Here is a 25,777-nt window from a genome sequence, read left to right on the forward strand (position 1 = left end):
TAAGAAAAAAGCCCGTTTTCCAACGGGCCTGAAACAAAATCAATGAAAACTGCCGCTCATGTTCCGGGCGAGGGTTTTGGCGCTCCACTGGCCACCGGCGATAATCCGGCGGATGGTGAACAGCGGATCACTCGGATCGCGTTTCTTTTCGGCAAGCTGGTAGGCCGTCAGCAGCCCCCGCTTTTTAAGCTCGGGTAAGGCCGCTTCGTTCCAGAGCCCGAACGGATACGCAAAATGATAGACCGGCTTCCCGATAATGGTTTCCAGTTTCTTCTTCGGCTCTTCGATCTGAAGTTTCCAGTCGTCGCCCTGGTATTTTTTTACGTTATGGTGATCCCACGTATGCAGGCCAATCGTGTGTCCACGGTCGGCGAGATCCTTAATCTGGGCCTTGTCCATGTAGGGCTGGTACCCGCGCCGGCCAATGGCCACGGTCATAATGAAAAATGAAGCCTTGAACCCGTATTTATCCAGCTCCGGCAGGGCGGTTTCGTATTGATCGAGGTCGCCGTCGTCGAAGGTAATCATCACCGGTTTTTCGGGCAGCTTTGCGCCGGTGGTCAGGTAGGCATACAGCTGATCCGGCAGAATAGTATGGTAACCGCTGTCGGCCAGCATCTTCATGTGCTCCTTAAAGGCAGCCACCGGAATGATGTAGTCCTTCGCACTTTTTGAGTCTTTCGCCCGCCAGTCGCGGACCTGATGGTAGCACAGGATGGGCACCTGCGGGCGTGACAGAATTGTAGCCGCATCGGCTACTTTATCGGCAGGAATCGTTGCCGGGTCGGTAGCCGGAGTGGCTGCCGGCGGTGCTGCTGTTTTGGTGGCAGCGCTGTCCGGTGTGTCGGCGTGGGCAGCGGTTGTTGCCGTAGCGGCGGTGTCTTCCTGTTTGGTGCCGGATTGGCAGCCGGTGAGCAGGCCAACGGTACAGGCCGCGCCGGCCAGTGTCATGTAAAGGCGTCGTTTGTTAAGCATAATCAAAAAATTATGCCCAAAAGATAAGCGAAAGTAGCAGGCTTAACGTGGTGTGCTCTTTTTTTCTTTCGTACGGCCGGAGCGACCGCCTGACTTAGGTGTTAACGGGGATGTTGGTCGTGCTTTTGACTTCGTCCATCACAAAAAAACTGCTGATGTGCAGGATACCGGGAATCACCGACAGACGTTCCTGGTAAAAGCGGTTGTAGCTCTCCATGTCGCGGATGATAACCTTGAGCAGGTAGTCGAACGTGCCGGAGACAAGGACACATTCCAGTACCTCGGGCATGTCGTTGATCGCCTTATTAAAATCCGCGAAGGTGTCGCGGGTCTGCTTATCCAGCGTAACCTGACAATACACCAGCAACAGGTTGCCGAGTTTCTTTTTGTTGACGATGGTAACGTAGCGGTCAATGTAGCCTTCGCGTTCCAGGCGTTTGATCCGTTCATGAACCGGCGTTTTGGACAGGTTGATGCGCTGGCCGATTTCCTGCATGGTCAGCTGCGCATTTTCCTGAAGCAGGGTCAGAATCAGGCGGTCGGTTTTGTCTAAATCAGTGATCATGCGGACAAAGTAATAGACAAAACAGGAAAAGGTGCGATGATCCCGGGAAAATACCTTGTTTTACCCGTATCATCGCACCTTTTATGGGCAAAAGACGCCCTGAATCAGTTTTCGCGCAGCAGATCGTCGCGTTTCAGGTTCTCCGGCGGCGCCTGATTCAACACTTTCCGGTATTCCTTGCTCTGGAGGTCGCCCCGCTTGATCGACCGGATAAAGTTGGCCCATGCCAGTGGGTTCAGGAACGGAATGGTATTGGCCTGACCACGGCTGGTAATGGCATCACGCCCGAAAATCTGCTGGTTCATGAAATACTGGTGATTGGCCACGGCCCCCATCGGTGTCATGGCCGACATCCGCATCAGGTACATCGGGTCCATGTTTTTGGCCAGATTCTCCCGCTCTTTTTCGTCGGGAAGCTTCATGTTCACGAAGGCTTCCTTAAACAACTGCTCGGTGGCGTACGGATAGACCTTTACTTCGGCCAGCGTTTTGACATCTTCCTGAAGAGCCACAACCGCCGAATAGGTCACGTCGGTCAGCCGGCGCGGAATGATATGATACTGGGTCTTATAGCCGACATAGCTGAAAATAATACTGTCGCCCGGAAAAACCGGCAGCGCAAAATAACCGTTATTGGCCGACAGAACACCACGGCCGGCGCGCGGGATGTAGATATACGCGCCCGGCAACGGTTCGTTACTTTTTCCCCCCGTCAAAAAGCCGGTAAAGGTCACTTGCCGCTCCTGTCCCTGCGCCTTTGTTTCAGTAAAAACGCCGGCCAGGCAGATCAGAAGAAAGAGTATAGTTAGTTTCGTTAGTACAGCGTTCATGAATTACCTTACTAAGTCAGCGTTTTGGGCTGATGTATTACAAAATAACGAAAGGAAACAGAATCCTTACTTATCTAATCGAATATTTTAAGATTTGTTAGGAGTTTCACCGTTTTCAGGCAAACAGCTTCAGAAAGGTAATGATAAACGGCGCGGCCAGCAACAGGCCGTCGAAGCGGTCCAGAAACCCGCCGTGGCCGGGAATGCTGCTGCCCGAGTCCTTAATGGCAATGCTGCGTTTAAAGAGCGATTCAACGAGGTCGCCGTACGTACCGGTAACCACAATAATACCGCCGACGCAGTACCACTGCCAGGGCTTCAGATCGGGGGCGTAGATGGTCAGGATAAAAGCGATTACCGCCGCCATGGCCGCCCCGCCCAGACTGCCTTCCCACGATTTTTTCGGGGATACCCGTTCAAACAGTTTACGGCGGCCGAATTTGGTGCCGGCAAAATAAGCCCCGATGTCGCTGGCCCACAGCAGCATCAGACAGCCAAGGATTATTTTAGGATGATAGCTGCCTCCCCGGAGTGCCAGCACGTTCAGCAGGGCAAAGGGAACCGCCACGTAAATAATACCCAGAAACGTAAAGCCAATGTTGGTGAACGGCTTCATGTCTTTCTTTTTGTACAGCTTGATGAGGAACACCATCGAGGCCACGGGGCAAATCAGAAAGTAGGTATCGTGCGGAATAAACTCCTTTTCGATAAAAAAGGTGAGCAGGCAGATAAAACAGCCGACCACCGTACCATAAAACGTAAGCGGCTGGTTGCCGTCGAGGCCGAGCAGCCGGTAAAATTCAATCTGGGTGAGTGCACTGATGGTACAGAACAGGAGAACAAAACTCCAGTCGGCGTACATAATGGCGCCAAGAATCAGAAAAATCCCTGCAATGGCGGCAATAATCCGTTGCTGCAGATTAGATAAATTAGCTAAACGTGGTTTCATTATCCAGAATTACTTTGGCAACAATGGCGTGTTCCTGCGGAACAAACAACTCACAATTGCCAAAAGGTGGGTAACTACTGCTTTTTTTGTTCACAACTACGGCCTGGATATCATGTTCGGCCAGCAAGGCTTTCGCAAGTTCGGCCCGGAACGGGAGTGGTGTTGTCAGGACTTTTTCCCAGTTTACTAACATACGCGTTGACTAAAGCCGTTCTGAACCGGATGGCCTGGTTTGGTTGATTTGACGAAAATAGTACAATATTCCGAATGAAAGAACCATTGACACCAAAGCGCCTAAAACCGGAACGGATTCGGTTTCTTCGATATTCACCGAAACCACCTTCTGCTTATTGAGATAGACCATCAGTACCGTAAACCCGTTATTTACGAAGTGGGCCAGAATAGGTACCCACAGGTTACCGGACCACGCATACAGGTAACCGAAGAGCGCACCCAGCAGCATCCGCGGGAAAAAGCCGTAAAACTGGATGTGAATGGCGCTGAAAATGGCCGCTGCCAGCCAGATACCGACATGCATGTTGCCGGTCCATTGGATGAAGTTCCGTTGAAGAACGCCCCGGAACAACGCTTCTTCGCCGATAGCCGGAATGATGGCAATGATGAGTATAGCCAGCACCAGCTGACCGGTGGAGGTAAAGCTGGTCAGAAATTTTGTCAGCCCGGACAGCTCATCTTCTTTGGCGCGCATCCATTTCTCAACGGGAGCGAGCGTTTCCGGCAGTGTCAGATTCTGGTTCCATTCAATGAGCAGGGCGTTGAACGGCATAAAAATAATCACCAGCATCACCACCAGACCAAGCCCCGACACGGCAGCCAACGGCCGGTCATTTGCGGCGGAAAAGCTGCTGCGTTCAAAGACTTTCCAGTAGACAAGCACCGGAATCAGGAAGTTGAACAGGTGATTGACCCCCTGCGCAATCATCAGCAAGGGCCAGCCGTTGGGGTAACGGGCAGGGTTTTTAATAAGCGGCAGCAGCCGCAGCGGCGGGTCCTGCCCGAACAGCGGCGACAGTATATATACGGTGCCATCGGCCAGCAGCGCGCCCAGCGTCATGCCCAGCAGCAGGCAGCCGGTGAGCAGTAACAGGCTGCGCAGCGGTGTGATGCCGTTGAATCCGCCGGCAGGTGATGTATAGTTGGGTTGCATAATTGCGTAAATTTACGGGAGAATTGAGTTTAAGTCTGTTCCGGACCGAAAAAACTGTCATTGAGGTTACGTTAGACAGGATTCCGGGGTGATCAGCCCCTGATCCTGTAAATTCTGTAATCCGGTCTGCCGGAAAAAAGAGGAACGATTCGGGGCGGGAACGGTGTTTCGGAGAAACGGGTAGAACCAGCATTAACAAATTATGAGCAACCAGAATAAACCGGTAAAAATCGAAAACATTGACTTAGGTGAGTTTCCATTGCTGTTAGCGCCGATGGAGGACGTCAGCGATCCGCCGTTCCGGGCGGTCTGTAAGGCCAATGGCGCCGATTTGATGTATACCGAATTTATTTCGTCGGAAGGACTGATCCGCGATGCTGCCAAGAGCGTGCAGAAACTCGACATTTTTGAATACGAGCGGCCGATCGGGATTCAGCTGTTTGGCTCTGATATTGAGACCATGGGCAGCTGCGCCGAAATTGCTACCCGCGCTAACCCCGATCTGATCGATATTAATTACGGCTGCCCGGTCAAAAACGTGGCCTGCCGCGGGGCCGGAGCGGCGCTGTTGCAGGATATTCCCAAGATGGTGAAAATGACGGAAGCCGTTGTGAAGGGAACGCACCTGCCCGTGACTGTCAAAACGCGCCTGGGCTGGGACGACAGCACCAAAAATATTCTTGACGTTGCCGAACGCCTGCAGGACATCGGCATTAAGGCCCTGACTGTACACGGCCGCACCCGGGTGCAGATGTACAAAGGGGACGCAGACTGGACACTGATCGGCCGGATCAAGGAAAATCCCCGCATTACCATTCCGATTTTCGGAAACGGCGACATCGATACGCCTGAAAAGGCGCTGGAGTATAAAAACCGGTTCGGGGTCGATGGCATCATGATCGGCCGCGCCAGCATCGGCTATCCGTGGATTTTCAACGAGATCAAGCATTTCCTGAAAACCGGCGAACACCTGCCGGCACCGACCATCAGTGACCGGATTGATGTGTGCCTGAAACACCTCGATTTCTCGATTCGCTGGAAAGGGGAGCGGGTCGGAATTTTTGAAATGCGCCGCCACTACGCCAGCTATTTCAAAGGACTTGACAATTTCAAGCAGTACCGCGCCCAGCTCGTAACGGCCGATACCTATCCCGAAGTGCTGGCCATTCTGGAAACCGTGCAGCAGGTTTACCAGCCCGATGCTGTGCTGTCGTAGTCGTTGCTGCCCCAAGTGCTGAATACACAACCTGACATACTACCTTTTAATGACTGAAACATCTACGGCAACTTCGGTGCCGGCGACCCCTGTCCGTACATGGGTTGCCTGGGCATTTCTGTGTATCCTCGCACTGGTTTGGGGCAGTTCCTTTATCCTCATCAAACGCAGCCTTGAGGTCTTTTCTTCGCAGCAGGTCGCTGCGGGCCGCATTTTGCTGGCCTGGCTATTTTTTATCCCGTTTCTGACCCATCAGAGCCGCCAGCCCGAAATCCGGGCATCCGTGAAACAGCGGTGGGTCGTGCTGCTGGCGGCGGGCCTGCTTGGTAATCTGATACCGGCCTTTATGTTTGCTTTTGCCGGCGCCCACCTCAACAGTTCCCTCTCAGGTGCGCTGAACTCACTGAGTCCGTTGTTTACGCTGCTGATCGGGGCATTTTTCTTTGGCCGGAAAATTCCGGGCCGTCAGCTGGCCGGTATTCTGCTCGGTCTGGTCGGGTCCGTATTATTGGTATTCTTCAGCACAACGGGCAGCTTTACCGTAAATGGCTATGCGTTGCTGGTCGTAATTGCCACCCTGTGTTACGGCACCAACATTAACCTGATTGGCCGGTATCTGGGCCATATGCCGTCACTGGTATCGACCAGCTGGATTTTTATGGCCGTTGGTCCGCTGGCGCTGCTGACGCTGTTGCCGACCGATGTGTTACAGCGGTTGCAGGAGCCGGGCGTTGGCCGCAGTCTGTCGGCCCTGATTGTGTTAGGCGTTCTTGGATCAGGCGTCATGACGATCCTGTTTAACCGGATCGTACAGCTGGCGGGGCCGGTATTCGGCTCGTCGGTTACCTACTTGATCCCGATTGTGGCCCTGGGCTGGGGCATAGTCGATGGAGAAGCCGTTTATTTTACGCAGTATGCCGGAATGGGTATCTGCCTGCTGGGGATTTATCTGACCAACAAGTAGTGCCGTAAGACAAACGGATGCTGGTATGACTACTCGCCCAGCCACCGCCGGAAGGCCATCGCTTTGTCGCGGCTGACGATAAGCTCATCGTCAGCCGGTGGCATGACATCTACTTTAAGCTTACTGTTAAAAAATAAATGTACCTTCCGGACAGCTTTATGGCCAACGATAAACTGCCGGCTGGCGCGGTAGAACCGGCGCGGATCGAGCATTTGTTCGAGTTCGTCAAGTGAGTAGTCGATCGCATACTGCTTACCGGCGAGGGTTTTCAAAAAACTCTGTTTGTTGGCTGAAAAAAAGTAGGCAACCTCTTCGACATCAATAGGCAACAATCGTTGTCCCTGATGAACCAGAAACCGGTCGCGGTAGTGCGTCGCGGTTTGCATATACTTGTTAATCTGTTGTAACAACTCATTGACGGGTAGTTGCAGGCCACCCGGACCACCGTAGGTCTGCCGCAGCTGCCGGAACTTATCGAAGGCTTTTCGTAGGGCCGCTTCTTCAACGGGCTTCAGCAGATAATCAACACTATTGACCTCAAACGCACGCCGGGCATACTCGTCATAGGCCGTTATGAAGATGACCGGACACGTGACGGTTACCTGTTTGAATATCTCGAAACTCTGCCCGTCCGACAGCTCAATGTCCAGCAGGATAAGGTCAGGCTGAGGATGCTGACGGAGGTAGGCGACGGAGGCTTCGATACTCTCCAATACCGACAGTACCGTACTATCGGCACTGACCCGGCCAATCATGGATTTTAATTGACGGGCGGCTACGGCTTCGTCCTCAACAATCAGTATGTTCATGGCAATGCGGGTTTTATGAGCGGAACGCTCACCTGAAACATCGTATCGGTTTGATGAATGATTATGTCGGGCTGGTTCAACAGCCTGTACCGGGCAGCAATGTTACTCAGGCCCATCCGGTTCGACAGAAGCGTCGATTGTTTGGGTTGCCGGTTATTCGTTACCACGATGTTCCGGGCAGCATCGGTCTGAATACGGATAATCAGCGGGCTGGCGGTCGACACCCGATTGTGTTTTACTGCATTCTCGACCAGCAGTTGCACCGTCAGCGGAGGCAGCGTATAGGCCAGTTTGTCGGCGTCAACGTCGATGTGTAACGCCAGCCCTTGCTCAAACCGCGTTTTCAGCAGACTGATATAGGCCCGGACGAAGCTCAGTTCGCTCTCCAGCGTAATAAGCGGCTGCTCGTTGCTTTGCAGCAGATACCGATACACCTGCGAAAGATTGATAATAAACTGCACTGCCTGTTCTTTTTCGTCTTCCATGACCAATCCCTGCAACGTGTTCAGGCTATTGAAAAGGAAGTGCGGCTTTACCTGCTCCCGCAATGACTCCAGCTGGCTTTGCAGCGTCATTTTCTTGAGTTCCTGCGCTTCGTGATAGCTCGTTCGCCATTGTTGATACAGGTAAAGCCCTTCATAAATAGCCGCCACCGGAATGACACAGAAAACCCCTACAGCTATGTTATATAAATAACGGAGAGGCGTATAGTGGTAGCCCCAAAAAAGGGTTATATCGTAGATGAACGAGGTTGTCAGCCGAAAGGCGCTGGTTATCAGGATAAACCAAAGTGCCTGAAAAACTACGCGTCGTGGCGACTGGCTCAGGGTTGGATACCGGCGGCGCGATTGCAGGATGCCAAACCGGCTGATTGTCCATAGCAGCGACACCTCGGCCAGCCCTACGAGATAATCGAACCAGAACGGCCAGCCGTGCTGCCGGTTGATTTCGTCGTAAAAAATCCAGTCGCCCAGCAGCGTAATCAGGGGAATACCAGCCAGCCGCAACCAACGGTCATTCAGATACATTAGAAAAGGTGTTTAAGGCGTAAACGGATATCAGCGAAGCAACTCCATCGCGGTTTCCAGTGCCCGGTCGCGTCCGGCTTTCAGCTCCTCAGGCTTATTCCTGACCAGCACTTTCGGCACAATACCGATGCCTTCCAGATTCCGTCCTGTGGCATCGCGTACATCGGCGATAGGAACGCGGAAACTCCAGCCGTTGGGCAGGTCGCGCGGGATGGCATCCGACAGTGCCCCACCCGTGGTGTCGCCTACCTGCGTAACCGTTTTATTCTGAAGCATCGCCAGCACAAACGTCTCCGCTGAACTATACGACGACCGGTTGGTCAGTATCACAACAGGCTTCGTGTACTGAAAATGACCGGCTGGTTCGGTATAAAAACGTAGTTCAGGACCAAAATCAGTGTGTTGGGGGCCGTTGCGTAACCGTGCCGTAAACGACAGGTGCCGTTCGGTCGCAAATCGATTGGCAATATACTGTGCCACGCGGTCTTCGCCTCCACCGTTTTCGCGCAGTTCAATAATCAGCCCTTTGGTGTCCTGTAAGTACGTAAGCACGGAGTCCATGGTTTGGGCATAGGTGCTGTAGTCACGCTCAAACCCTTTCAGCAGGATATACCCCAGTTGGCCGGGTAATTTACTGCACACCATTTCATTGGTAAAGGCCCGGCTGTCGCTCAGGTAACGTTTCACCACGGTTCCGTCGTAATCGACGGTTTTTGTGCGGCCCAGTATTCCTCCGTTATACCACGGCAGTCCTGTGTTTGCGGTCGGGCGGAGGTAGACATGGTTATCGTCGAGATGGGCCAGCAGGTCAGTCATGGTCTGGTACAAGCCGGCATCGGTAGTCTGCTCGTTTACCTTCGGACGGTAGGTATTGTAGAGCGCATGCCAATCCAGTTTCTTAGCCTCAAAGGCACCGTAGAGGCGGTCGTATTCACCCCAAAGATAGTCGAAATTCGCAACCGGATTGTCAGACGTTTCGGGGTTCAGCAGCCGGTTGGTGCAAGCCGTCAGAGAGCTGATCAGAATGAAGAACAGGAGTGCAGGAGATAGTAGCTTTTTCATGAGTGTTGTTGCTTACTGTGATTAAAAATGGATTTCACTTTCGACCATGAGTGAACTGTTGAGTAACCGAACGGGCCGTGGATCGGGATAATTCAGGTAACGGGCGCGGTAGGTAGTACCCACGCTCAGGCGCGGACTGATGCGGTAGGAATACCCAAGCTGTACATTCACGTTGCCCAGCCGGTTCGCGGTTGCCGGGTGCGTCCCCTGCCGGAAATAGGCCGCCACGTTATTATCGCTGGTTGATTTGGGGAAGTTTGCCCAGATGGCCCGGGTAATCAGGCCAATAACGGCCATATCGACCCGCAGCGTCAGGCTGTGATGGTTCGCAAAAGCGTAGTCTGTCTGGACAACAGGCGATAGCGTAGCGGTGTTGATAACCCACGGAAAGTTGGCGACTTCGTCGGCATACAATAACGATTCGGATACCGAGCCGCCAACCCAGGTGTTGAGGCGGCCTGGTTCAGGTCCGCCAATACGCCGGAGGTAGCCGGCTTCGAGGTTAACCTGGTACAGGGCCGACGAAATCTGGTAGGAGAAGGGTTTGCCGTCGTCAAATGTGGTCGAATACGTGCGGGGGCCAAACCGTTCGGGGTTCATCGTCCCTAACCCGCCCGACAGCCGCAGGTTGAATTGGGAGTCGCTGGTGCGACGGCGGTAGCTCAATCCGTATAGCGGCCGGATCGTACCCGTATACCGTAATGGAGAAGCCTGTTGGTCAAGCGTTCGCAGGCTAAACGTGCCCACCGAAAAGCCAATGCTGTTGCGGTACTGGGCCGAAGCGGTTGCGGGTATGATGGTAAGCGCAGTGAAGCCAAGGGCAATTTTTTGTAGCGTGTTCATTGATCTGTTGTCTGATTACCTGACAAAATTCATAGCTGGCAGTGACGGATAAAACAATCGCCCGACGAAGTGGAAAAGAGTTGTGCTCAATCCGGAAAAATCAGCTCCGAATCGCAGTCCGATGGCATATTCCCCGCGGGTGGGGGCCGCATGTGTAACAGTGCCGGCTTCCTGGCAATCCGCAGAATTTTGCGGCTCGTTTTTGTGGCTTGTCTTTTTTGCAATATCTTGCCTGAACCGCAAGGTATTATCTTAGCTGCAAGCTATTGCCTGAGCCGCAATATCTTGCGGCTCTACCTTTAAACCTCGAAACTACAATGTATCAAGCAACCGTAAACGGAGGTGCACCGCAGCAGGTAGCCTTCACCGGAGGTTCACCGGTGCTGAATGATGAACCGTTTAACTGGAACCTCGTCCGGCTCTCAGACCGGACATTTCACATCCTGCACAATGACCGGTCATTTACGGCCGAGGTACTGGGTGTGGATACGGCTGAGAAAAAGATCAGTCTCAAAATCAATCAGCACATTCATGAAGTAGCCCTCAAAGACCGGTTCGACATGCTGCTCGAGCAGATGGGCATGAGCAGTGCGGCTACTTCGAAGCTGAATGACCTGAAAGCACCGATGCCGGGCCTGATCGTGAGTGTAAATGTGCAGCCCGGCGATGTGGTGACGAAAGGCGATAGTGTCCTGATTCTGGAGGCGATGAAGATGGAAAATAACATTAAATCGCCCGGCGAAGGCACTATTAAATCCATCCGCGTTACCAAAGGCGACCGGGTTGAGAAAAATCAGGTACTCATTGAGTTTGTATAACCGACACGTCCGGAAGGGACAACAGGAACGCTGATCGGAGGATAAAAAAGCATTATTTGCCGGACTCCTTCCTCAGCTTACCTTTTGTCCCTTTTGCCTTTTTCCTATCTTTGCGGCCAAAATTCCCTACATGGCTCATCAACTGAAGTATAACCGAATCCTGCTCAAGCTGAGCGGAGAGGCTCTGGCTGGCACCGACGGGTCCGGTATCAGCACAGCTGTTCTGGAGCAATATGCCCTTGAAATCAAACAAGTCGTCGACCTCGGTGTTCAGGTAGCGATCGTTATCGGCGGCGGCAACATCTTCCGCGGGGTAACGGGAGAGCGCTCGGGCATCGACCGGGTGCAGGGTGATTACATGGGTATGCTGGCAACGGTCATCAACGCGATGGCGATCCAGAGTGCCTGTGAGCGCCAGGGCATGTACACGCGGGTCATGTCGGCCATTAAAATGGAACAGGTCTGTGAACCGTATGTACGCCGCCGCGCCGTTCGTCACCTCGAAAAGGGGCGGGTTGTCATTTTCGGAGCCGGAACCGGTAACCCGTACTTTACAACCGACACGACGGCAAGCTTACGGGCTATTGAGATTGAAGCGGATGTGGTCCTGAAAGGTACAAAAGTGGACGGGGTATATACCGCCGATCCGATGAAGGACAAAACAGCCACACGCTACAACACCATTACGTTTAAGGATGTACTGGAAAAGAAACTGAGTGTCATGGATCTGACGGCCTTTACGTTATGCCAGGAAAACAACTTGCCAATCATCGTGTTCGATATGAACCAGAAGGGTAATTTGCTGAAACTGGTTGAAGGCGAAGACATCGGCACACTGATTACGGTGGATTTACCGCTTGAAACTGTTTAACGCGTCAGGCATCACCAGCCGAACAAATCCCTGACGATTGCTGGCTACGCATTGATCACTAACAAAATGGAAGAGATTGAATTATTCTTAGAGGACGCCAAAGACACAATGGAAAAGGCGTTGAAGCACCTCTCGATTGAGCTGTCAAAAATCCGGGCCGGACGGGCCTCTGCCAGCATGCTCGACGGGCTTCAGGTTGAATATTACGGCGTTATGTCGCCGGTCAACAACGTTGCTTCTGTTACTACGCCGGATGCCCGTACGATTGCCATCAAACCGTTCGAACGCAAAATGATCGGTGAACTGGAAAAAGCAATCCGTAACAGCAACCTGGGACTGGCACCTTCCAACGACGGTGAAGTAATCCGGTTAAGCATTCCGGTACTGACCGAAGAACGCCGCCGCGATCTGGTGAAAAAAGTAAAGCAGGAAATCGAAGTCGCTAAGGTAAACGTCCGGAACATCCGGAAGGACACCAACGAATCGATCCGTAAACTGACGAAAGAAGGTGTTTCGGAAGATGAGGTGAAACTGGGCGAAGAACGCGTTCAGAAGCTGACCGATGGGTTTATTGCCCGTGTTGACGAGGCATTCGTCGCTAAGGAAAAAGATATTATGTCGGTGTAGTATTAACCGGCGTTAACGGGTTATGATTCTGATTTGCAGGTCTGTAAATCAGAATCATAACCCGTTTTTTTTAATTCTGATAGAACACCACCAGCCCGTCTTTACCGGCAACAATTATATCTTTCTTACCATTCTGCCGTAAATCGGCCACACTCAGGTAAATGCCGGTGCCTTTCCCCGTTCCCGCCGGTCCGAAGGCAATGGTTTGCTTCTGAAACTGTTTGCCATCCCAATGGAACAGGTAAATCCCCACCGGATCGTCGGAGCCGGGGTCATTGTCATTGTGCGCCCGGTACCGTTTGCCCGTCAGGAGTTCTGATTTACCATCGCCGTCGATATCGAGCCATTCCATGACGTGGTATTGGGAGTTTTTGTCATCAATCGTGTGCTTTATCCACTGCCGTTTTCCCTGCATGGGAGCCTGCTGCTCATACCAGTGCAGCCCGTAGCCGTGGCCCTGCCCGACAATCAGGTCATTACGCCCGTCGCCGTTGACATCCACCACCAGAATCGGAACGCTGGCCGACCCGAGGGAAAAGTCCTTGTGTAATGTCCAGGGGCCACTCTCCCGGTTAGCCGGGGCCTCAAGCCAGCCATCACTCACGATAAAATCGCCGCGCCCGTCGCCGTTGACATCGCCGAAGCCTAAGCCGTGGCCCTGGGTGGGGGCTACATCAACTTGCCTGAACTGGCCGGGCGACGTCAGTTTGAAATATTTCAGCGGTTTACCGGGGTTGTTGGGCACAATCTCAGGGGTGCCATCGCCGTCGACATCCCACGGGCGGGTGGTTTCAATATTGCCGGTTTTAGCAAACTCGTGCGCAGACCAGGGCTGTTTAGGGTCCGCCGGATTTTCGACCCAGCGCAGGCTCTCGCCCCACCAGCCACCGGTAATAAAATCGGTACGGCCGTCGCCGTTGACATCCATCGGGATGGTTGAAAAATCATCGTAATACTGGTCATACCGCTTCTGATTGCCGATGAGGTAGCGCTGCCGGAAGGTTGGACCCGCATACCAGAAATCGCCCGAGACCAGATCAGGCTTGCCATCGCGGTTTACGTCGAATACATCTACCGATTCAAAGCTTTCGGCGGCCACAAAATAACGGGTGAAAGACGGTTGCTTCACGGGTGGAATTTCGGTCATCGCCGCGAACGCCAGCGAAAGAGGCAGGAGGAAGGGAATCGTCATGGGCTAACGTGTTAAATACTGTATTTGATTAAGTAAAATTAGTATTCCATTGTACAATAAGGATAAGTAATTGCGTTAATGGGATAAACGTCTGCCCCATGAAATACACACATTTCCTCTTGACTACTGCCTTTTTCTTTCTTCTGATTGCCTGTAAACAAACAGCTCCTTCGGCGCAGCAACCTGATTCAGGAATTGCTAAAACGCCGAATATCAGCCAGGTGAATATCAGTTTTAAAGGTTCTCAGCTGGATTGTCTGCTGCAGCAATGGTACAGTGACCGGTATAGAGATGAGTCTCCGGTTGTTGTACGGATCATCAATGATTCCGCGGCTTACACGGCCTTTTTCCCGTGCTCCATTACAGAGCCATTGCCGGAAATTGATTTTACCACACATACATTGTTGATCGGAATGAAAGCGGATTACGGACGGTTTGTAAATTCGCCGGTGAATATCAGGGCAATGGAACAGAGCCTGGTAAAATTAGCTGATGGAAGCCATACCCTGACGGTAAAAGTTACCGGTCAGCAGTCATCACAGGGATATGGGGGAGAATGGTTTGCCTTTATGTCGGTGGTGCCAAAGATAACCGCTCCTGTAAAAGCAAATATGGAATATGTTTTTTCAAAATAAGCCATGTCCTGCATGACAGGGCCCAACTATTTTTTCTCCTTTTCTGTCACAAAAAAACGTCCTCGCCGGTCTTTGCTGAAAATTGATGTTCAACACTGATTTTTCTGCAAATGACAATGCATATACCCGTAAAACAATGGCACTACGTTTCGGGAGTGACCTTATCCGTATTTATTTTTTTTCACATCACCAATCACCTGGTATCGCTGACCGGCATGGACAACTACATGGCTGTTATGGATGCGTTCCGGCGGGTGTACCGGCACCCGGTGGCGGAATGCATCCTGCTGGCGGCTTCTCTGTCGCAGGTAGTCTCGGGCGTTAAATTGCTTTTTGTCAGGAAGAAACGGAGCTTGCCGGAGAAAATACAGCTTTATTCAGGGGCCTATATGGCGTATTTTCTGGTCGTACACATTACTGCCGTTATGTATTGCCGGTATGGGTACCAGCTGGATTCTAATGTAAATCTGGGTGCGGTCGGCGTAAATTATTTTCCGGCTGGTCTCTACTTCTTCCCGTACTATTTTGCTGCCGTGGCGGGCATTTCCTGGCATGTTGCCGCGATTCACTACCGGAAAACCGGTAACCGGAATATGACGCTGATTATTGGGCTGACAGGGACAATCGTGTCGGTACTGATTATTCTGGGCCTTACCGATTTTCTGCGTTTCCGGAGCATACCGGAGGAATACCAGCAGGTCATTGCACCGTTTCAGGGAAAGGGATTATAACTGTAAATGCAGGAAAAATGAGTCTGTTGACTGGCTATGCCGCGCACAAGCCGATGCTATTTTCGATTGCCTATAAAATGACCAAAAACGTGATGGACGCCGAAGACATTCTTCAGGATTTATACATTGCGCTTTCGGACAAAGACGATCAGCCGATCCGGCAGGTTGAGCATTACCTCACTAAAGCGGTGATGAATAAGTGCCTGACGCTGATTGAGAAGCGGAAACACATCGTTTACGACGGTATCGACCTGCCGGTGCCGTTGTTACAGGGGCATTTTCCGGATGTCCATCAGCAGGATGTGTCGTATGCCGTGGTCGTTTTGTTGCAGCAACTGAACCCCGTTGAGCGTGCCGTTTTTATCCTGCGGGAAACGCTGGATTACGAGTATGATGAAATTGCAGAGATTGTCGCCCTGAAACCTGATCATTGCCGGAAGCTGTTCCAGCGGGCCAAAGAGAAAATTGCCGCTAAGCCTGCCGCTAAAAGCCCCGAACCGGACGCCTGCCGCCGGTTTACCACTATTTTTCTGGATGTCTGCGCAAAAGGAGATGTCGAAACGCTGCTGAATTACCTGAAAGACGATATTGTGATTTACTCAGATGGCGGCGGTAAAGTGGTGGCCGCCCGTAAGCCGGTGGTCGGTAAGCAAAACTGCATCGCCTTCATTACCAGCTTATTTAATAAGTTCGGGCATGATTTTCAGTACGAACTGCACGCAATGAACAACACATACGGGCTGGTGCTGAAGCAAAAAACAGACCTGACAATTAATACGATAGTCGTGTTCGATTACGATGAGAATTTTCGGGTCAGGGGGATGTACTACGTGCGGAATCCGGACAAACTGGCCTGTTATCAGGGGCTTGTCTGATCGGACGTTTCGTGGTTTTCGTATACCACATAGTCACAGCAGAAAGCATAGGTTTATAAACAATATGCAGGCCGGTTGACTATGTGGTACATGACCTGAACGGGTACGGGTTACTCGTTTTCTTTAATTACTTCCGAAATCGGGCGCAGGTTCGGGCCGATTTTATCTTCTTCCGTATACGGGAAAATGTCCAGAATGGCCGTGCGGTTGATGTCGGTGATTTCGTAAGGCATCAGAATGGTTTTCAGGCTGGTTTCAAGCCGGTCATAGGCCTGCTTCACCGATTCGGCGTTGATCAGCATCATATTCACCAGCTTTTTCTCACGGCCCTTGTCGTCTTCGGTCGTGAAAACAACCTTGCATTTATACCAGGTTTCGCCGCCTTCGTCGATGAAAAAAACGTCGGCGAGTTTCATCTTGCTGATGTTGGCAACCGTAAATTCGGGTGTGTTGGCGGCCACCTCCTGATACAGACGGGCTTCGGCGTCGGTAAATGAAACGGCATCCAGCATATACGCTTCGCTGATGGTTTTCATCTTCACCTGATCGCCCTGCCGGTCGGTGACAATCTCTTCTTTTTGGTACTTAATCTTACCTTGAAACCAGGTTGGCATTGTCTGTTCTGTGCTAAGTGAATCGCAGACCACGGTTGTACGGCGCGGGCTGCCAAAGCACAAAAGTACGAATAAAGCCCTACGGATTTCCGGCAAAACGCCGAACTTTGTTCAATGGAATCACCTGCCGAACGCCCCGACATTAACAGCCGCGCCGACATTGAGCGGCTCGTTACTACCTTCTACGAATACGTCCATAAGGATGCCTTACTGGCGCCCGTTTTCAATCTGCCGCCCGACCGCTGGGAGTATCACCTGAACCGGACCTATAACTTCTGGGAAAACTGGTTATTTCAGACGGGGAATTACGGGGGAGGGCTGATGTGGGCGCATCTGGAAAAAAACCAGACGCACCCGTTTCAGAAAGAACATTTTGAGCATTGGCTCAGTATCTGGTTCGGTACCGTCGATGCCTTGTTTGCCGGTCCGCGCGCCGATTTTATCAAGGCTAAAGCGCTGGAAATCGGGGGCTGGATGTTCGGAAACATCGACCGGCTGAACCAGGAAAGAAGCACTAAAACTCAACAATAAAGCCAATTGTCGGCACCACGCTCGGGTCGTTGTTCTGCAGGATCAGCGGGATCGCGTTACTGCCGTCAGGCCGGAGCGCCTGGCCATCGGTGGTGGCAAAGCCTGTGTTATCCGCATTGCGCGTAAACGTATACTGCGGGTAGGCCGGACTTTTCTGCACAAACGCATTGCTGACATCAAAGAACAGGTCCAGCGTGGCGCGGCGATAATTCCATTTCTTGTCAATCCGGAAGTCGAACTGGCTGAAGTTGCCTAACCGCAGGGTGTTCAGCTGCGAATAATCGAGCAGCCCGCGCCCGACTGACTGAAAGTTCTGCTGCGAGGCAACCAGATCAAACGGCGTATACGGCGCACCGCCGGCAAAGCGGTAGCGCAGCCCCATTTCCCAACCCTTGCCGAACTTGCGGCCCAGTAACCCTGACACCAGATGGCGGTTGTCCCAGGCCGACGGCACCAGTTGGCCCGATCTGCCGGAGAATTCGCTGCGCACATAGGTGTAGGAGAGAACCGCAAACAGGTTTTTCGTCAGTTTTTGCTGGAACAGAAACTCCATGCCGAACGCCTGCCCCTTGCCGTTGCTGTTAACGGCTTCGTTGCCGATGGAGCCGAAATCACCGCCCTGGTTGGCGAGCGAAATGCCGTCGCGGACCGAAACCGGGTAGTTGCTGTAGCGTTTATAGAAACCTTCCAGGGTAAAGCGGCGGCTAGGCTGCGGTAAATACTCAACCCCCGCCACATAATGATTCGAACTGATGTATTTGTTATTACGGTTCACAAACTGACCGGATTGTGCGTCTTTATACCCTAATACGGTGTAAACCGGCAGCTTAAAGTAACGGCCAACCGAGGCATTCAGGGTCCATTTGCTGGTCAGGGCATACGACAGGGCCGCCCGGGGCGAAAGGGTTTGCAGCGGATTCAGACCGGTATCGGTGAAAGAGTTCATATCCGACCGGATGCCGGCCGACAGGCTCAGCCGGTCGTTGACGAAGCTTTTCGCTACCTGTCCGAACGCGCCGAGCCGCCAGAAATTCAGATTGCTGGCAAAGTTCAGGACCACGGCCGGCTGGACAACGGTTCCGTTGGCGGCCGTAATCTGGTTCCGGATTTTGTTGAATACCTTATTGTCGAACTGCACATATTGCGCAACGGCTCCGTATGAAAACTTCCAGCCATCGACAAAGCGGTTAACATCCAGCCGGAGTTTATTCTCAATCTCGTTTGAGCTGATACCCAATGCCCGCCGTGATTCGTCTCCTTCCTGCCGGTCTTCGAAGCGGTCGAGGCGGTTGTTGAAGTGATTGCGGCTGATGGCAAGGTTGATATAGCCTTTATTAATCAGGCGCTTAATGGCGAATCCTACGGTGTAGTTCCATTGGTTAATCGTCGGGTTTGAGCGCAGGATGTAATCGTTTTCGGGCGTCGATTCTTTGGGAACCGCAAAACTGAATTCATCAATGGCCCCCACGCCGAGGGCCGTAATGGTCGTTTTGGCGTTCAGCTTGTGGGTGACTTTATACTGGAAATCCCAGTAGTTCGGGCGGATCGGTAAATCCAGCGCCGAAAAGAGCAGTTGCAGGTACGACCGGCGGGCCGAAGCAATAAAGTTTGTTTTCGACGACAGCGGACCTTCGAGCGTGCCGGCGAGTTCGGTGCCGCTCAGCCGCACGTTACCTGAAAGCCGTTCCTGATTACCCTGCCGCTGCTTAAACTGAAATACGGAGGCCAGTGCATTGTCGTAACGGGCATCAAAGCTGGATGACGACAAGGTCACGTCTTCAATGAACGATACGTTGAGTATACCCGTAGGACCACCCGAAGCGCCCTGCGTTGAGAAGTGGTTAATCACCGGAATTTCGATGCCGTCGAGGTAAAAAACGTTTTCGTTCGGCGCCCCGCCCCGGATAATAATGTCGTTGCGGAAACCACCGACCGACCCCGACGTACCACCGACACCCGGCAGAGACTGAATCACCCGCGAAATATCAAAGTTGCCGCCCGGATTCGAACGAATCTCCTCCGTTGACAGGCGCTGAATGGAATTCGGCGTTTCAAGCGTGGTGACCGCTGCCGTATTGCGGGTCGATTTAACCGTTACCTCCGAGAGCTGAGCCTGTTCTTCGACCAGTTCAAAGTTAATTTGACTGGTGTTACCGGATGTCAGGTTAATGTTAAACTTAACCTGTGGCTGGAAGCCGACAAACGATGCTTTAAGGTTATAACTGCCGACCGGCGCAACAAGCCGGTAACTGCCATCAGTGCCGGTTATCGTGCCAATCGGCTTGCCGTCAATCTGTATGGCAACCCCGATCAACGGCTCCTGCGTATTTTTATCCCGTACTGTTCCGGTGATGATACCGGTAGGTGCCTGTTGTGCGAAGCCATATATCAGAAAAGAAAAGTATACTATCAGAGTAATTAGGTACTTCATGACGTTATTTAGTAGTGAATAGATTTCATTTAACTATGCAAACATAGTTGTTTAATGTTTGTTTATGAAATCTTAAACAAAAAATAATCGTCAGGCTGACAGAGCGCGTTTCTGCATTAACCGAATTTGCTGACCGCTATTCTGAACGTATTACAGTGAGCGTCCACAATGTCAGCGATTCGGGGCGAGTACCCGCCGCCCATGGATACCACAATGGGTAAACCGTACCGGATGGCCTGATCAAACACAAAGGCATCGCGCTGGCGGCATCCTTCGCGGCTGACACTGAGTTTGCCGAGCCGGTCGGTTGACAGGATATCAACACCGGAAATAAAAAACAGGAAATCAGGCTTTTGGGCCTCAATCAGGCGGGGGAGTGTTTGGGTGAGTGTGGTCAGGTACGCATCATCGCCGGTGCCGGTAGCGAGTTCAATGTCGAGGTCGGAGTGCTCTTTCCGGAGCGGGTAATTGTCTTTGCCGTGCATGCTGAAAGTAAAGACCCGTTCATCGCCGGCAAACATCACAGCCGTACCGTTGCCCTGGTGCACATCCAGATCGATGACCAGTATTTTTCTGGCTTTCCGGTTGGTCAGCAGGTAATAGGAAGCCACACCAACATCATTGAGCAAACAAAAGCCCTCACCGCGGTCAGGGTAGGCGTGGTGTGTGCCGCCGGCAATATTCATCCCGACGCCATGAGCAAGGGCGTGCAGCGCACAGTCGATCGTTCCCTGCGTGATGATCCATTCCCGCTGAATCAGCTCAGTTGTCAGCGGAAAACCGATGCGGCGCACCATGGCCGCCGGCGCACTGAGCGTCTTCAGCTGGTCCACATACGTGGAAGTATGAACACCAAGTACCCAATCATCGTTAACGGGAGCAGGCTCATGAAAATCCGCCGGCGTGCAGGTGCCTTCGTAAAGCAATTGTTCCGGAATCAGTTCATACTTAAGCATAGGAAAACGGTGTCCTTCCGGTAGTGAAAGGGCATAAACGGGACTAAACGCGATATAAAACATGAATGGAGAGCCGTTCGATAAATGCGAAAAATAAATAATTAGCGAATGTTCACTGATTTTTAAACATTCGTTAGATTTGTAAGGTCATTAACGCACACAATAGAAAAACACATACAACCTCTAATTAACTTAAAACATACGGCATCAGTTATGAATATTGAACTGAATACAATCGGAACGGCATCGCACGATTTACTTGACACCCAGGTAATCCTGAACCGAAACCGGGGAAACTCTCCTTTGTCCGTTGAATTCTTATATCGCAGTGATATTCAGGATGATTGTCTCCAGTTGCCGCCGTTATCATGGTATGACGCGCAGCAATTGCAGCAGTTTACGACCGAACTAGCCTCTGTAAAGGGAGTAGATACATGCCAGAAAGATTTACCGGATGCCGGTATCCGGCTAACGGGGTGTGTTAAAAAAGGTATTTTATCGGGTACATCCGGCCGTACAATCCGGGTTGAAGCACTGTCGAAAGCTGACCGGAATTTTGTGCCGTTTTCGATCAACGGGTCGCAGCACGAGATTCAGACCTATGCACGGAAACTGTATAACCGGTTGTGGGAAGCTTTCTGCCGGGGGTAAAACAGTACGTTGCGTTTTCGGGTTTGTTGACATAACCGGCAGCAGGTGTTTCCGGTAAAACACTCAACGAACATGGAAAATGTCAATCAGGATGCGATGATGCATCAACCCCGAACGTATCAGTCAGACACCGGCGGACCAATGCAGATTCCTGATCAGCAGGATATGCTGTCGGAGCAGGTCAGTGATTCAGAAAATATGGTTCCCGATGACGGGGCACACGGATCGGCCGAAAGTGTAGGAAACAACGACGGCAATCTGCCCGATCCGGAACGTATTGAGCTGGCGGAAGCCACGCTCATCAAAGAAAACGATGCCATGGGCGATGACGGTGACCTGGCTATGCCGGAAGCTGATGATTCGCTGCTGGCCGAAGAAGATGCAGGTGTATAAGAACAGAATAGAAGGGAAAGGTAATATTGTTAAGCAGGAGAGAAGCTGGTTCTTTATTGATCCGGTTTTCTGTAAAGGAAAAATTTGGTGAAATAGTGAGTTCCGGTATGTAAAAAGGCGGCTTCAGATCGAAAGCCGCCTTTTTTGATGTGGATATCTAAACGTACTCTGTTAAATACCGGACATACCACCCAATGTGGCATCCTGACTGCGACGATACGTCGGGTCGAACATGCCACCATCGGTTGTCAGGTCATCGTCATTATCGTTTTTGTATGGTGTGGTTTGATCGTTTTCGCCGGCTGCCCGCTGATTAATGAATGATTCAGCCAGCTGAGTCAGTTTTTTATCGGTGTTTTTCTCTTCCTGTAATGTCTGGTCGAGCCATTGAGCGGCTTCTGCATACCCGAGCACATGAGCAAGGGTTACCAGCGAACCGTAAGCGGCAATTTCGTGATGCTCGGCTTTCTGGCCGCAGATGATCAGTGCAGCGTCGCGGGTGAGCGAACCTGATTCCGTATTGGAAATAACGGTGCGGGTATCGGAAATCATACCGTCTACCGCTTCGCAGGTCATATCATCAACATCGAGGTTCAGACTGCGGAACACACGCTCAAGCCGCTCTACGTGGCCACGCGTTTCCTGCTGGTGTTGCAGAAACCCGTTTCTGACTTCATCAGTGGTCGACGCATCGGCCAGTTCAGCCAGTGCATCGACTAAATGTGTTTCCGTATAATAAATTCCGCGCAGTTCATGAATAAATAAACCGCGCAAGCCTTCGGTATCCGTATCATTACCACTAAAGAAGTTCGAAATTTTGTCCATTAACGAAGCCATAACATTGAGCATTTTTAAAGTGTAACATGCTCATTTACAGTCAATAACTATGCCATGTGCTGATAGTCAGGATGCTAACGTCACAGTGAGCGGCAGGGGTGAGGTAATTTATCTACATAAAATGTAGAGTAAAGTTCCGGCCTTGTAACCGGTTCTCTGTATCCGGTTGCGGCTGAAACGCTTTTACCGTTTCGGCCGTATCAGGTAAAAAAGCCACGGCCGCGTGTAAAATCCGTTTTAAAACAACACCAGAGGGGCTTTCTGCCCGGGAAAACCGAACGAAAATGCGGGAAAAGATGTTTAAAAAGTATAGCCGATGCCCAAACAATCGCACCGAAAAACGATTATTTGAAGACCCCATCTTCCCGCTGTCCGGCTGGCAACTTCGTTCATATTTTGTTTGCAATACTAATTTTGATCCTATCTTTGGCGCAAAAGATGGGTTTTGGGGCCGCATATAGCCCAAACTATGCGTACGTAAAAGGTAGATTGGTCGTGGTGAAAACAACCTGCAACCTGTATTATGACAAAAAACTTAGTCATTGTTGAATCGCCGGCGAAGGCGAAGACGATTGAAGGATATTTAGGAAAAGACTTTACGGTTAAATCGAGCTTCGGGCACGTCCGTGACCTGCCGAAAGACGGTATGGCTGTAGATGTACAGAACGGCTTCCGGCCTTCCTATGAAGTTTCACCCGATAAGCGGCAGTTGGTAAGTGAGCTGAAAAAACTGGCTAAGGATGCCGAGGAGGTCTGGCTCGCAACGGATGATGACCGCGAAGGAGAGGCCATTTCCTGGCACCTGAAGGAGGCCCTGGGGCTGCGTGAAAATACCAAACGGATTGTTTTCCGCGAGATTACCAAAAATGCCATTCTGAACTCGATTCAGGCACCCCGTACCATTGATCTGGATCTGGTAAATGCCCAGCAGGCCCGCCGTGTGCTGGATCGGCTGGTAGGCTATGAGTTGTCGCCGGTATTGTGGCGTAAAATCAAGGGCGGCAGCACCGGTCTGTCGGCAGGGCGTGTACAATCGGTAGCCCTGCGGTTGGTGGTTGAGCGCGAGCGCGAAATCGAAAAGCACCAGTCGAAATCAAGCTTCAAGGTTACGGCTCAGTTTATTGTTGACGGTAACAAGGTCCTGAATGCAGAGTTGCCGAAAAACTTTGCGACGCAGGCCGAGGCCCGTACGTTTCTGGAGCGTTGCGTGGCGGCCGTTTTCAGCATTAAGAACCTGGAGACAAAACCGGCAAAGAAATCACCGGCGCCTCCGTTTACCACATCGACCCTTCAGCAGGAAGCATCACGGAAACTGAGCTTCTCGGTGGACCGTACCATGCGTCTGGCGCAGGCACTCTACGAAGCCGGTAAGATTTCGTACATGCGTACTGACTCGACCAGCCTGTCGCAGGAGGCCATTGATAAGGCTAAGGCCGAAATTGAAACCGAGTTCGGGAGCCGGTACGTCTTTACCCGTCAGTACCGCACCAAAAACGAGTCGGCGCAGGAAGCGCACGAAGCCATCCGGCCAACTAACTTCAGTGACCGGTCGGCCGGTGCCAATAAAGACGAAAAACGATTGTATGAACTGATCTGGAAACGGTCGATTGCCTCGCAGATGGCCGACGCCCAGCTGGAACGTACAACAGCAACTATAGCTATTTCTACCACGCCGGAAGAACTGGTCGCACAGGGAGAGGTGATCAAATTCGATGGCTTCCTGAAAGTCTATCTGGAGTCGAAGGACGACGAAGACGAGGAGGCTAAAGGCATGCTGCCGCCGTTGCTGATCGGCCAGAACCTGAATCTGGGTCAGATGAAGGCAACCGAGAAATTTACCCGCCCTCAGCCACGCTATGCGGAAGCCAGTCTGGTGAAGAAGCTGGAAGAAATGGGCATCGGCCGGCCATCGACCTATGCACCAACCATTTCGACCATTATCAACCGGGGGTATGTCATTAAGGAAGACCGGCCCGGCCAGCAGCGCGAGTTTAAGGAAATGACCTTGCAGCGCGGGCAAATTGACGAAACGGTAGGTAAGGAAACGTTTGGCTCTGAAAAGTCAAAGCTGTTCCCGACCAATACGGGGGTTGTGGTGAACGACTTCCTCGTTGAATACTTCCCGGACATCGTTGACTTTAAATTTACGGCTTCGGTCGAAAAGGAGTTTGACGAAATCGCGGAAGGCAAGCTCGACTGGCAGAAAATGCTTGAATCGTTCTACGGTGATTTCCACCAGAACGTCGAAACTATTCAGGGTACTTCGGTTGCGTCGTTTAAAACCGGCGCCCGTGAACTGGGTCTCGACCCGCGGACCGGTAAGAAGGTATCCGCCCGTCTGGGCCGGTATGGCGCGTATGTGCAGATCGGAGAAGCCACAGACGAAGAGAAACCACAATTTGCCAACCTGCGCAAGGATCAGCTGATCGAAACGATTTCGTTGCAGGAAGCGCTTGATCTGTTTGCCCTGCCCCGCGAAGCCGGTTTCTTTGAGGACAAGCCGATGATTATCGGGGTGGGTAAATTCGGCCCGTATGTCAAGCACGATGACAAATACGTCTCCCTGGCGAAAGACGACGATCCGTATACGGTGTCGGCGGAGCGGGCTATCGAACTGATTCAGCAGAAGCGGGCGGAGTCGGCAAGCGATACGCTGGGCGAATTCGAAGGCAAGCCGGTTTCGACGGGAAAAGGCCGGTTTGGCCCGTATGTGAAGTTTGAAGACAAATACATTTCGCTGCCGAAAGGAGACACCCTGGCGGGTATCACGCTGGACCGTGCGATTGAACTGATTCAACAGAAGCGGCAGGCCGAAAGTAACAAATACATTAAGGAGTTTGCCGAAAATCCGTCGGTTAAGGTGGTAAACGGCATGTATGGGCCCTATATCGCGGTTGGTAAGCGGAATATTAAAATCCCGAAAGATACCGATCCGGCCACACTGACGCTGGAAGACTGTCTGGCGCTGGCCGGTGAACCGGCGGCTGAAAAAGGAAAAGGTAAAGCGGAAAAATCAGCGGATGCGCCGAAAAAAGCCACGGCAAAAACGGCGGCTAAACCAGCTGCAAAGACCGCCACCGCCGCGAAGAAGGCGAAAAAATAACTGTAAGCAGCTGCTTACAAATCTATTAGTGTCAAAAATACGTTATTACTCTTACTGTGGCCTTGCCATAGTGTGGATTAGGGATACATCCCGGCTGGCGTTT

Annotated in this window: 27 protein-coding genes; 12 read left to right on the plus strand and 15 right to left on the minus strand. The window is 51.9% G+C overall.

All coding sequences use genetic code 11. The annotated features are described in order from the left end of the window. Positions 1-39: 39 nt before the first annotated feature. From AC23NW_RS17425 to AC23NW_RS17450, 6 genes are all read right to left on the minus strand, one after another. Positions 40-975 (minus strand): polysaccharide deacetylase family protein, encoded by a 936-nt coding sequence (locus AC23NW_RS17425; protein WP_487450902.1) that lies wholly within the window; start codon positions 973-975, stop codon positions 40-42. A gap of 94 nt (positions 976-1,069) precedes the next feature. Continuing rightward, positions 1,070-1,540, minus strand: a complete 471-nt coding sequence (locus AC23NW_RS17430) for an Lrp/AsnC family transcriptional regulator (RefSeq protein WP_293844459.1) — start codon at positions 1,538-1,540, stop codon at positions 1,070-1,072. A gap of 104 nt (positions 1,541-1,644) precedes the next feature. Beyond that, entirely contained in the window at positions 1,645-2,370 is a 726-nt protein-coding gene (locus tag AC23NW_RS17435; RefSeq protein ID WP_293844456.1) for a carboxypeptidase-like regulatory domain-containing protein, read from the minus strand. Positions 2,371-2,485: 115 nt separating this feature from the next. Beyond that, a complete protein-coding gene (locus AC23NW_RS17440) occupies positions 2,486-3,319 on the minus strand; it encodes a phosphatidate cytidylyltransferase (RefSeq protein ID WP_487450904.1) in 834 nt (277 codons plus the stop codon). Beyond that, the gene (locus AC23NW_RS17445) at positions 3,300-3,512 is read right to left on the minus strand and encodes a putative signal transducing protein (RefSeq protein WP_071506421.1); all 213 of its coding nucleotides are present in this window, start codon (positions 3,510-3,512) and stop codon (positions 3,300-3,302) included. The genes AC23NW_RS17440 and AC23NW_RS17445 overlap by 20 nt, the downstream gene beginning before the upstream one ends. Positions 3,513-3,521: 9 nt before the next feature. After that, positions 3,522-4,487, minus strand: coding sequence for a CPBP family intramembrane glutamic endopeptidase (locus AC23NW_RS17450; protein WP_293844015.1), 966 nt, complete (start codon positions 4,485-4,487; stop codon positions 3,522-3,524). Between the two features lie 202 nt (positions 4,488-4,689). Between AC23NW_RS17450 and dusB the strand changes: the two genes are divergently transcribed. Both dusB and AC23NW_RS17460 read left to right on the plus strand, forming a co-directional pair. After that, positions 4,690-5,703, plus strand: a complete 1,014-nt coding sequence (gene dusB / locus AC23NW_RS17455) for a tRNA dihydrouridine synthase DusB (protein WP_487450906.1) — start codon at positions 4,690-4,692, stop codon at positions 5,701-5,703. 49 nt (positions 5,704-5,752) lie between these two features. Continuing rightward, positions 5,753-6,667, plus strand: a complete 915-nt coding sequence (locus AC23NW_RS17460; RefSeq protein ID WP_487450907.1) for a DMT family transporter — start codon at positions 5,753-5,755, stop codon at positions 6,665-6,667. Between the two features lie 29 nt (positions 6,668-6,696). Here the strand turns inward: AC23NW_RS17460 and AC23NW_RS17465 are convergent, their stop codons facing one another. From AC23NW_RS17465 to AC23NW_RS17480, 4 genes are read right to left on the minus strand one after another with little or no spacing between them, the layout of a single operon-like run. After that, entirely contained in the window at positions 6,697-7,476 is a 780-nt protein-coding gene (locus AC23NW_RS17465) for a LytR/AlgR family response regulator transcription factor (protein ID WP_487450908.1), read from the minus strand. Beyond that, on the minus strand, positions 7,473-8,504 hold the full coding sequence (locus AC23NW_RS17470; protein WP_293844004.1) for a sensor histidine kinase: 1,032 nt from the start codon (positions 8,502-8,504) through the stop codon (positions 7,473-7,475). Before AC23NW_RS17470 ends, AC23NW_RS17465 begins: the two co-directional genes overlap by 4 nt. A 30-nt stretch (positions 8,505-8,534) precedes the next feature. Further along, positions 8,535-9,566 (minus strand): S41 family peptidase, encoded by a 1,032-nt coding sequence (locus tag AC23NW_RS17475; RefSeq protein WP_487450909.1) that lies wholly within the window; start codon positions 9,564-9,566, stop codon positions 8,535-8,537. Positions 9,567-9,587: 21 nt separating this feature from the next. Next, positions 9,588-10,409, minus strand: coding sequence for a hypothetical protein (locus AC23NW_RS17480; RefSeq protein WP_487450910.1), 822 nt, complete (start codon positions 10,407-10,409; stop codon positions 9,588-9,590). Positions 10,410-10,726: 317 nt separating this feature from the next. On the opposite strand from AC23NW_RS17480, the gene AC23NW_RS17485 reads away from it, so the two are divergent. The 3 genes from AC23NW_RS17485 to frr all read left to right on the plus strand — a co-directional run bounded on the left by AC23NW_RS17485 (position 10,727) and on the right by frr (position 12,725). Continuing rightward, positions 10,727-11,227: an acyl-CoA carboxylase biotin carboxyl carrier protein subunit gene (locus AC23NW_RS17485; protein WP_487450911.1), complete on the plus strand. Its 501-nt coding sequence runs from the start codon at positions 10,727-10,729 to the stop codon at positions 11,225-11,227. A gap of 130 nt (positions 11,228-11,357) precedes the next feature. Further along, positions 11,358-12,098: a UMP kinase gene (pyrH, locus tag AC23NW_RS17490; RefSeq protein ID WP_293843996.1), complete on the plus strand. Its 741-nt coding sequence runs from the start codon at positions 11,358-11,360 to the stop codon at positions 12,096-12,098. Between the two features lie 66 nt (positions 12,099-12,164). Continuing rightward, a complete protein-coding gene (gene frr, locus AC23NW_RS17495; protein ID WP_487450912.1) occupies positions 12,165-12,725 on the plus strand; it encodes a ribosome recycling factor in 561 nt (186 codons plus the stop codon). A gap of 70 nt (positions 12,726-12,795) precedes the next feature. Here the strand turns inward: frr and AC23NW_RS17500 are convergent, their stop codons facing one another. Further along, complete coding sequence (locus AC23NW_RS17500) at positions 12,796-13,917, minus strand: FG-GAP repeat domain-containing protein (protein ID WP_487450913.1); 1,122 nt, start codon at positions 13,915-13,917, stop codon at positions 12,796-12,798. Between the two features lie 98 nt (positions 13,918-14,015). Here AC23NW_RS17500 and AC23NW_RS17505 point away from each other — a divergent pair, with 98 nt between their 5' ends. The 3 genes from AC23NW_RS17505 to AC23NW_RS17515 all read left to right on the plus strand — a co-directional run bounded on the left by AC23NW_RS17505 (position 14,016) and on the right by AC23NW_RS17515 (position 16,158). Further along, positions 14,016-14,552 (plus strand): hypothetical protein, encoded by a 537-nt coding sequence (locus AC23NW_RS17505; RefSeq protein WP_487450914.1) that lies wholly within the window; start codon positions 14,016-14,018, stop codon positions 14,550-14,552. 116 nt (positions 14,553-14,668) lie between these two features. Continuing rightward, a complete protein-coding gene (locus AC23NW_RS17510) occupies positions 14,669-15,283 on the plus strand; it encodes a hypothetical protein (RefSeq protein ID WP_487450915.1) in 615 nt (204 codons plus the stop codon). Positions 15,284-15,300: 17 nt separating this feature from the next. Next, on the plus strand, positions 15,301-16,158 hold the full coding sequence (locus tag AC23NW_RS17515; protein WP_487450916.1) for a sigma-70 family RNA polymerase sigma factor: 858 nt from the start codon (positions 15,301-15,303) through the stop codon (positions 16,156-16,158). Positions 16,159-16,268: 110 nt separating this feature from the next. Here the strand turns inward: AC23NW_RS17515 and AC23NW_RS17520 are convergent, their stop codons facing one another. After that, on the minus strand, positions 16,269-16,772 hold the full coding sequence (locus AC23NW_RS17520; protein WP_487450917.1) for a DUF4494 domain-containing protein: 504 nt from the start codon (positions 16,770-16,772) through the stop codon (positions 16,269-16,271). A gap of 114 nt (positions 16,773-16,886) precedes the next feature. Between AC23NW_RS17520 and AC23NW_RS17525 the strand changes: the two genes are divergently transcribed. Then, positions 16,887-17,303 (plus strand): group III truncated hemoglobin, encoded by a 417-nt coding sequence (locus AC23NW_RS17525; RefSeq protein WP_293843479.1) that lies wholly within the window; start codon positions 16,887-16,889, stop codon positions 17,301-17,303. Here AC23NW_RS17525 and AC23NW_RS17530 read toward each other — a convergent pair. Together AC23NW_RS17530 and AC23NW_RS17535 are read right to left on the minus strand one after the other, a co-directional pair. Next, complete coding sequence (locus AC23NW_RS17530) at positions 17,287-19,734, minus strand: TonB-dependent receptor (RefSeq protein ID WP_487450918.1); 2,448 nt, start codon at positions 19,732-19,734, stop codon at positions 17,287-17,289. The genes AC23NW_RS17525 and AC23NW_RS17530 overlap by 17 nt on opposite strands. 116 nt (positions 19,735-19,850) lie before the next feature. Further along, on the minus strand, positions 19,851-20,753 hold the full coding sequence (locus tag AC23NW_RS17535) for a histone deacetylase family protein (RefSeq protein WP_487450919.1): 903 nt from the start codon (positions 20,751-20,753) through the stop codon (positions 19,851-19,853). Between the two features lie 150 nt (positions 20,754-20,903). On the opposite strand from AC23NW_RS17535, the gene AC23NW_RS17540 reads away from it, so the two are divergent. Together AC23NW_RS17540 and AC23NW_RS17545 are read left to right on the plus strand one after the other, a co-directional pair. Further along, positions 20,904-21,341, plus strand: coding sequence for a hypothetical protein (locus AC23NW_RS17540; protein ID WP_487450921.1), 438 nt, complete (start codon positions 20,904-20,906; stop codon positions 21,339-21,341). A 72-nt stretch (positions 21,342-21,413) separates the two neighbouring features. Then, positions 21,414-21,734, plus strand: coding sequence for a hypothetical protein (locus AC23NW_RS17545; RefSeq protein ID WP_293843487.1), 321 nt, complete (start codon positions 21,414-21,416; stop codon positions 21,732-21,734). A 171-nt stretch (positions 21,735-21,905) separates the two neighbouring features. Here the strand turns inward: AC23NW_RS17545 and AC23NW_RS17550 are convergent, their stop codons facing one another. Next, on the minus strand, positions 21,906-22,571 hold the full coding sequence (locus tag AC23NW_RS17550) for a YciE/YciF ferroxidase family protein (protein ID WP_487450922.1): 666 nt from the start codon (positions 22,569-22,571) through the stop codon (positions 21,906-21,908). Between the two features lie 523 nt (positions 22,572-23,094). Between AC23NW_RS17550 and topA the strand changes: the two genes are divergently transcribed. Next, positions 23,095-25,674: a type I DNA topoisomerase gene (topA, locus tag AC23NW_RS17555; protein ID WP_487450923.1), complete on the plus strand. Its 2,580-nt coding sequence runs from the start codon at positions 23,095-23,097 to the stop codon at positions 25,672-25,674. The last annotated feature ends 103 nt before the right edge of the window (positions 25,675-25,777 follow it).

The sequence above is a fragment of the Arsenicibacter sp. R0_47 genome (assembly GCF_057652235.1).

Bases quoted from the DNA above. Each gene is read 5' to 3' on its own strand.
- AC23NW_RS17425 (WP_487450902.1), bottom strand. From the start codon at position 975: ATGCTTAACAAACGACGCCTTTACATGACACTGGCCGGCGCGGCCTGT.
- AC23NW_RS17430 (WP_293844459.1), bottom strand. From the start codon at position 1,540: ATGATCACTGATTTAGACAAAACCGACCGCCTGATTCTGACCCTGCTT.
- AC23NW_RS17435 (WP_293844456.1), bottom strand. From the start codon at position 2,370: ATGAACGCTGTACTAACGAAACTAACTATACTCTTTCTTCTGATCTGC.
- AC23NW_RS17440 (WP_487450904.1), bottom strand. From the start codon at position 3,319: ATGAAACCACGTTTAGCTAATTTATCTAATCTGCAGCAACGGATTATT.
- AC23NW_RS17445 (WP_071506421.1), bottom strand. From the start codon at position 3,512: ATGTTAGTAAACTGGGAAAAAGTCCTGACAACACCACTCCCGTTCCGG.
- AC23NW_RS17450 (WP_293844015.1), bottom strand. From the start codon at position 4,487: ATGCAACCCAACTATACATCACCTGCCGGCGGATTCAACGGCATCACA.
- dusB (WP_487450906.1), top strand. From the start codon at position 4,690: ATGAGCAACCAGAATAAACCGGTAAAAATCGAAAACATTGACTTAGGT.
- AC23NW_RS17460 (WP_487450907.1), top strand. From the start codon at position 5,753: ATGACTGAAACATCTACGGCAACTTCGGTGCCGGCGACCCCTGTCCGT.
- AC23NW_RS17465 (WP_487450908.1), bottom strand. From the start codon at position 7,476: ATGAACATACTGATTGTTGAGGACGAAGCCGTAGCCGCCCGTCAATTA.
- AC23NW_RS17470 (WP_293844004.1), bottom strand. From the start codon at position 8,504: ATGTATCTGAATGACCGTTGGTTGCGGCTGGCTGGTATTCCCCTGATT.
- AC23NW_RS17475 (WP_487450909.1), bottom strand. From the start codon at position 9,566: ATGAAAAAGCTACTATCTCCTGCACTCCTGTTCTTCATTCTGATCAGC.
- AC23NW_RS17480 (WP_487450910.1), bottom strand. From the start codon at position 10,409: ATGAACACGCTACAAAAAATTGCCCTTGGCTTCACTGCGCTTACCATC.
- AC23NW_RS17485 (WP_487450911.1), top strand. From the start codon at position 10,727: ATGTATCAAGCAACCGTAAACGGAGGTGCACCGCAGCAGGTAGCCTTC.
- pyrH (WP_293843996.1), top strand. From the start codon at position 11,358: ATGGCTCATCAACTGAAGTATAACCGAATCCTGCTCAAGCTGAGCGGA.
- frr (WP_487450912.1), top strand. From the start codon at position 12,165: ATGGAAGAGATTGAATTATTCTTAGAGGACGCCAAAGACACAATGGAA.
- AC23NW_RS17500 (WP_487450913.1), bottom strand. From the start codon at position 13,917: ATGACGATTCCCTTCCTCCTGCCTCTTTCGCTGGCGTTCGCGGCGATG.
- AC23NW_RS17505 (WP_487450914.1), top strand. From the start codon at position 14,016: ATGAAATACACACATTTCCTCTTGACTACTGCCTTTTTCTTTCTTCTG.
- AC23NW_RS17510 (WP_487450915.1), top strand. From the start codon at position 14,669: ATGCATATACCCGTAAAACAATGGCACTACGTTTCGGGAGTGACCTTA.
- AC23NW_RS17515 (WP_487450916.1), top strand. From the start codon at position 15,301: ATGAGTCTGTTGACTGGCTATGCCGCGCACAAGCCGATGCTATTTTCG.
- AC23NW_RS17520 (WP_487450917.1), bottom strand. From the start codon at position 16,772: ATGCCAACCTGGTTTCAAGGTAAGATTAAGTACCAAAAAGAAGAGATT.
- AC23NW_RS17525 (WP_293843479.1), top strand. From the start codon at position 16,887: ATGGAATCACCTGCCGAACGCCCCGACATTAACAGCCGCGCCGACATT.
- AC23NW_RS17530 (WP_487450918.1), bottom strand. From the start codon at position 19,734: ATGAAGTACCTAATTACTCTGATAGTATACTTTTCTTTTCTGATATAT.
- AC23NW_RS17535 (WP_487450919.1), bottom strand. From the start codon at position 20,753: ATGTTTTATATCGCGTTTAGTCCCGTTTATGCCCTTTCACTACCGGAA.
- AC23NW_RS17540 (WP_487450921.1), top strand. From the start codon at position 20,904: ATGAATATTGAACTGAATACAATCGGAACGGCATCGCACGATTTACTT.
- AC23NW_RS17545 (WP_293843487.1), top strand. From the start codon at position 21,414: ATGGAAAATGTCAATCAGGATGCGATGATGCATCAACCCCGAACGTAT.
- AC23NW_RS17550 (WP_487450922.1), bottom strand. From the start codon at position 22,571: ATGGCTTCGTTAATGGACAAAATTTCGAACTTCTTTAGTGGTAATGAT.
- topA (WP_487450923.1), top strand. From the start codon at position 23,095: ATGACAAAAAACTTAGTCATTGTTGAATCGCCGGCGAAGGCGAAGACG.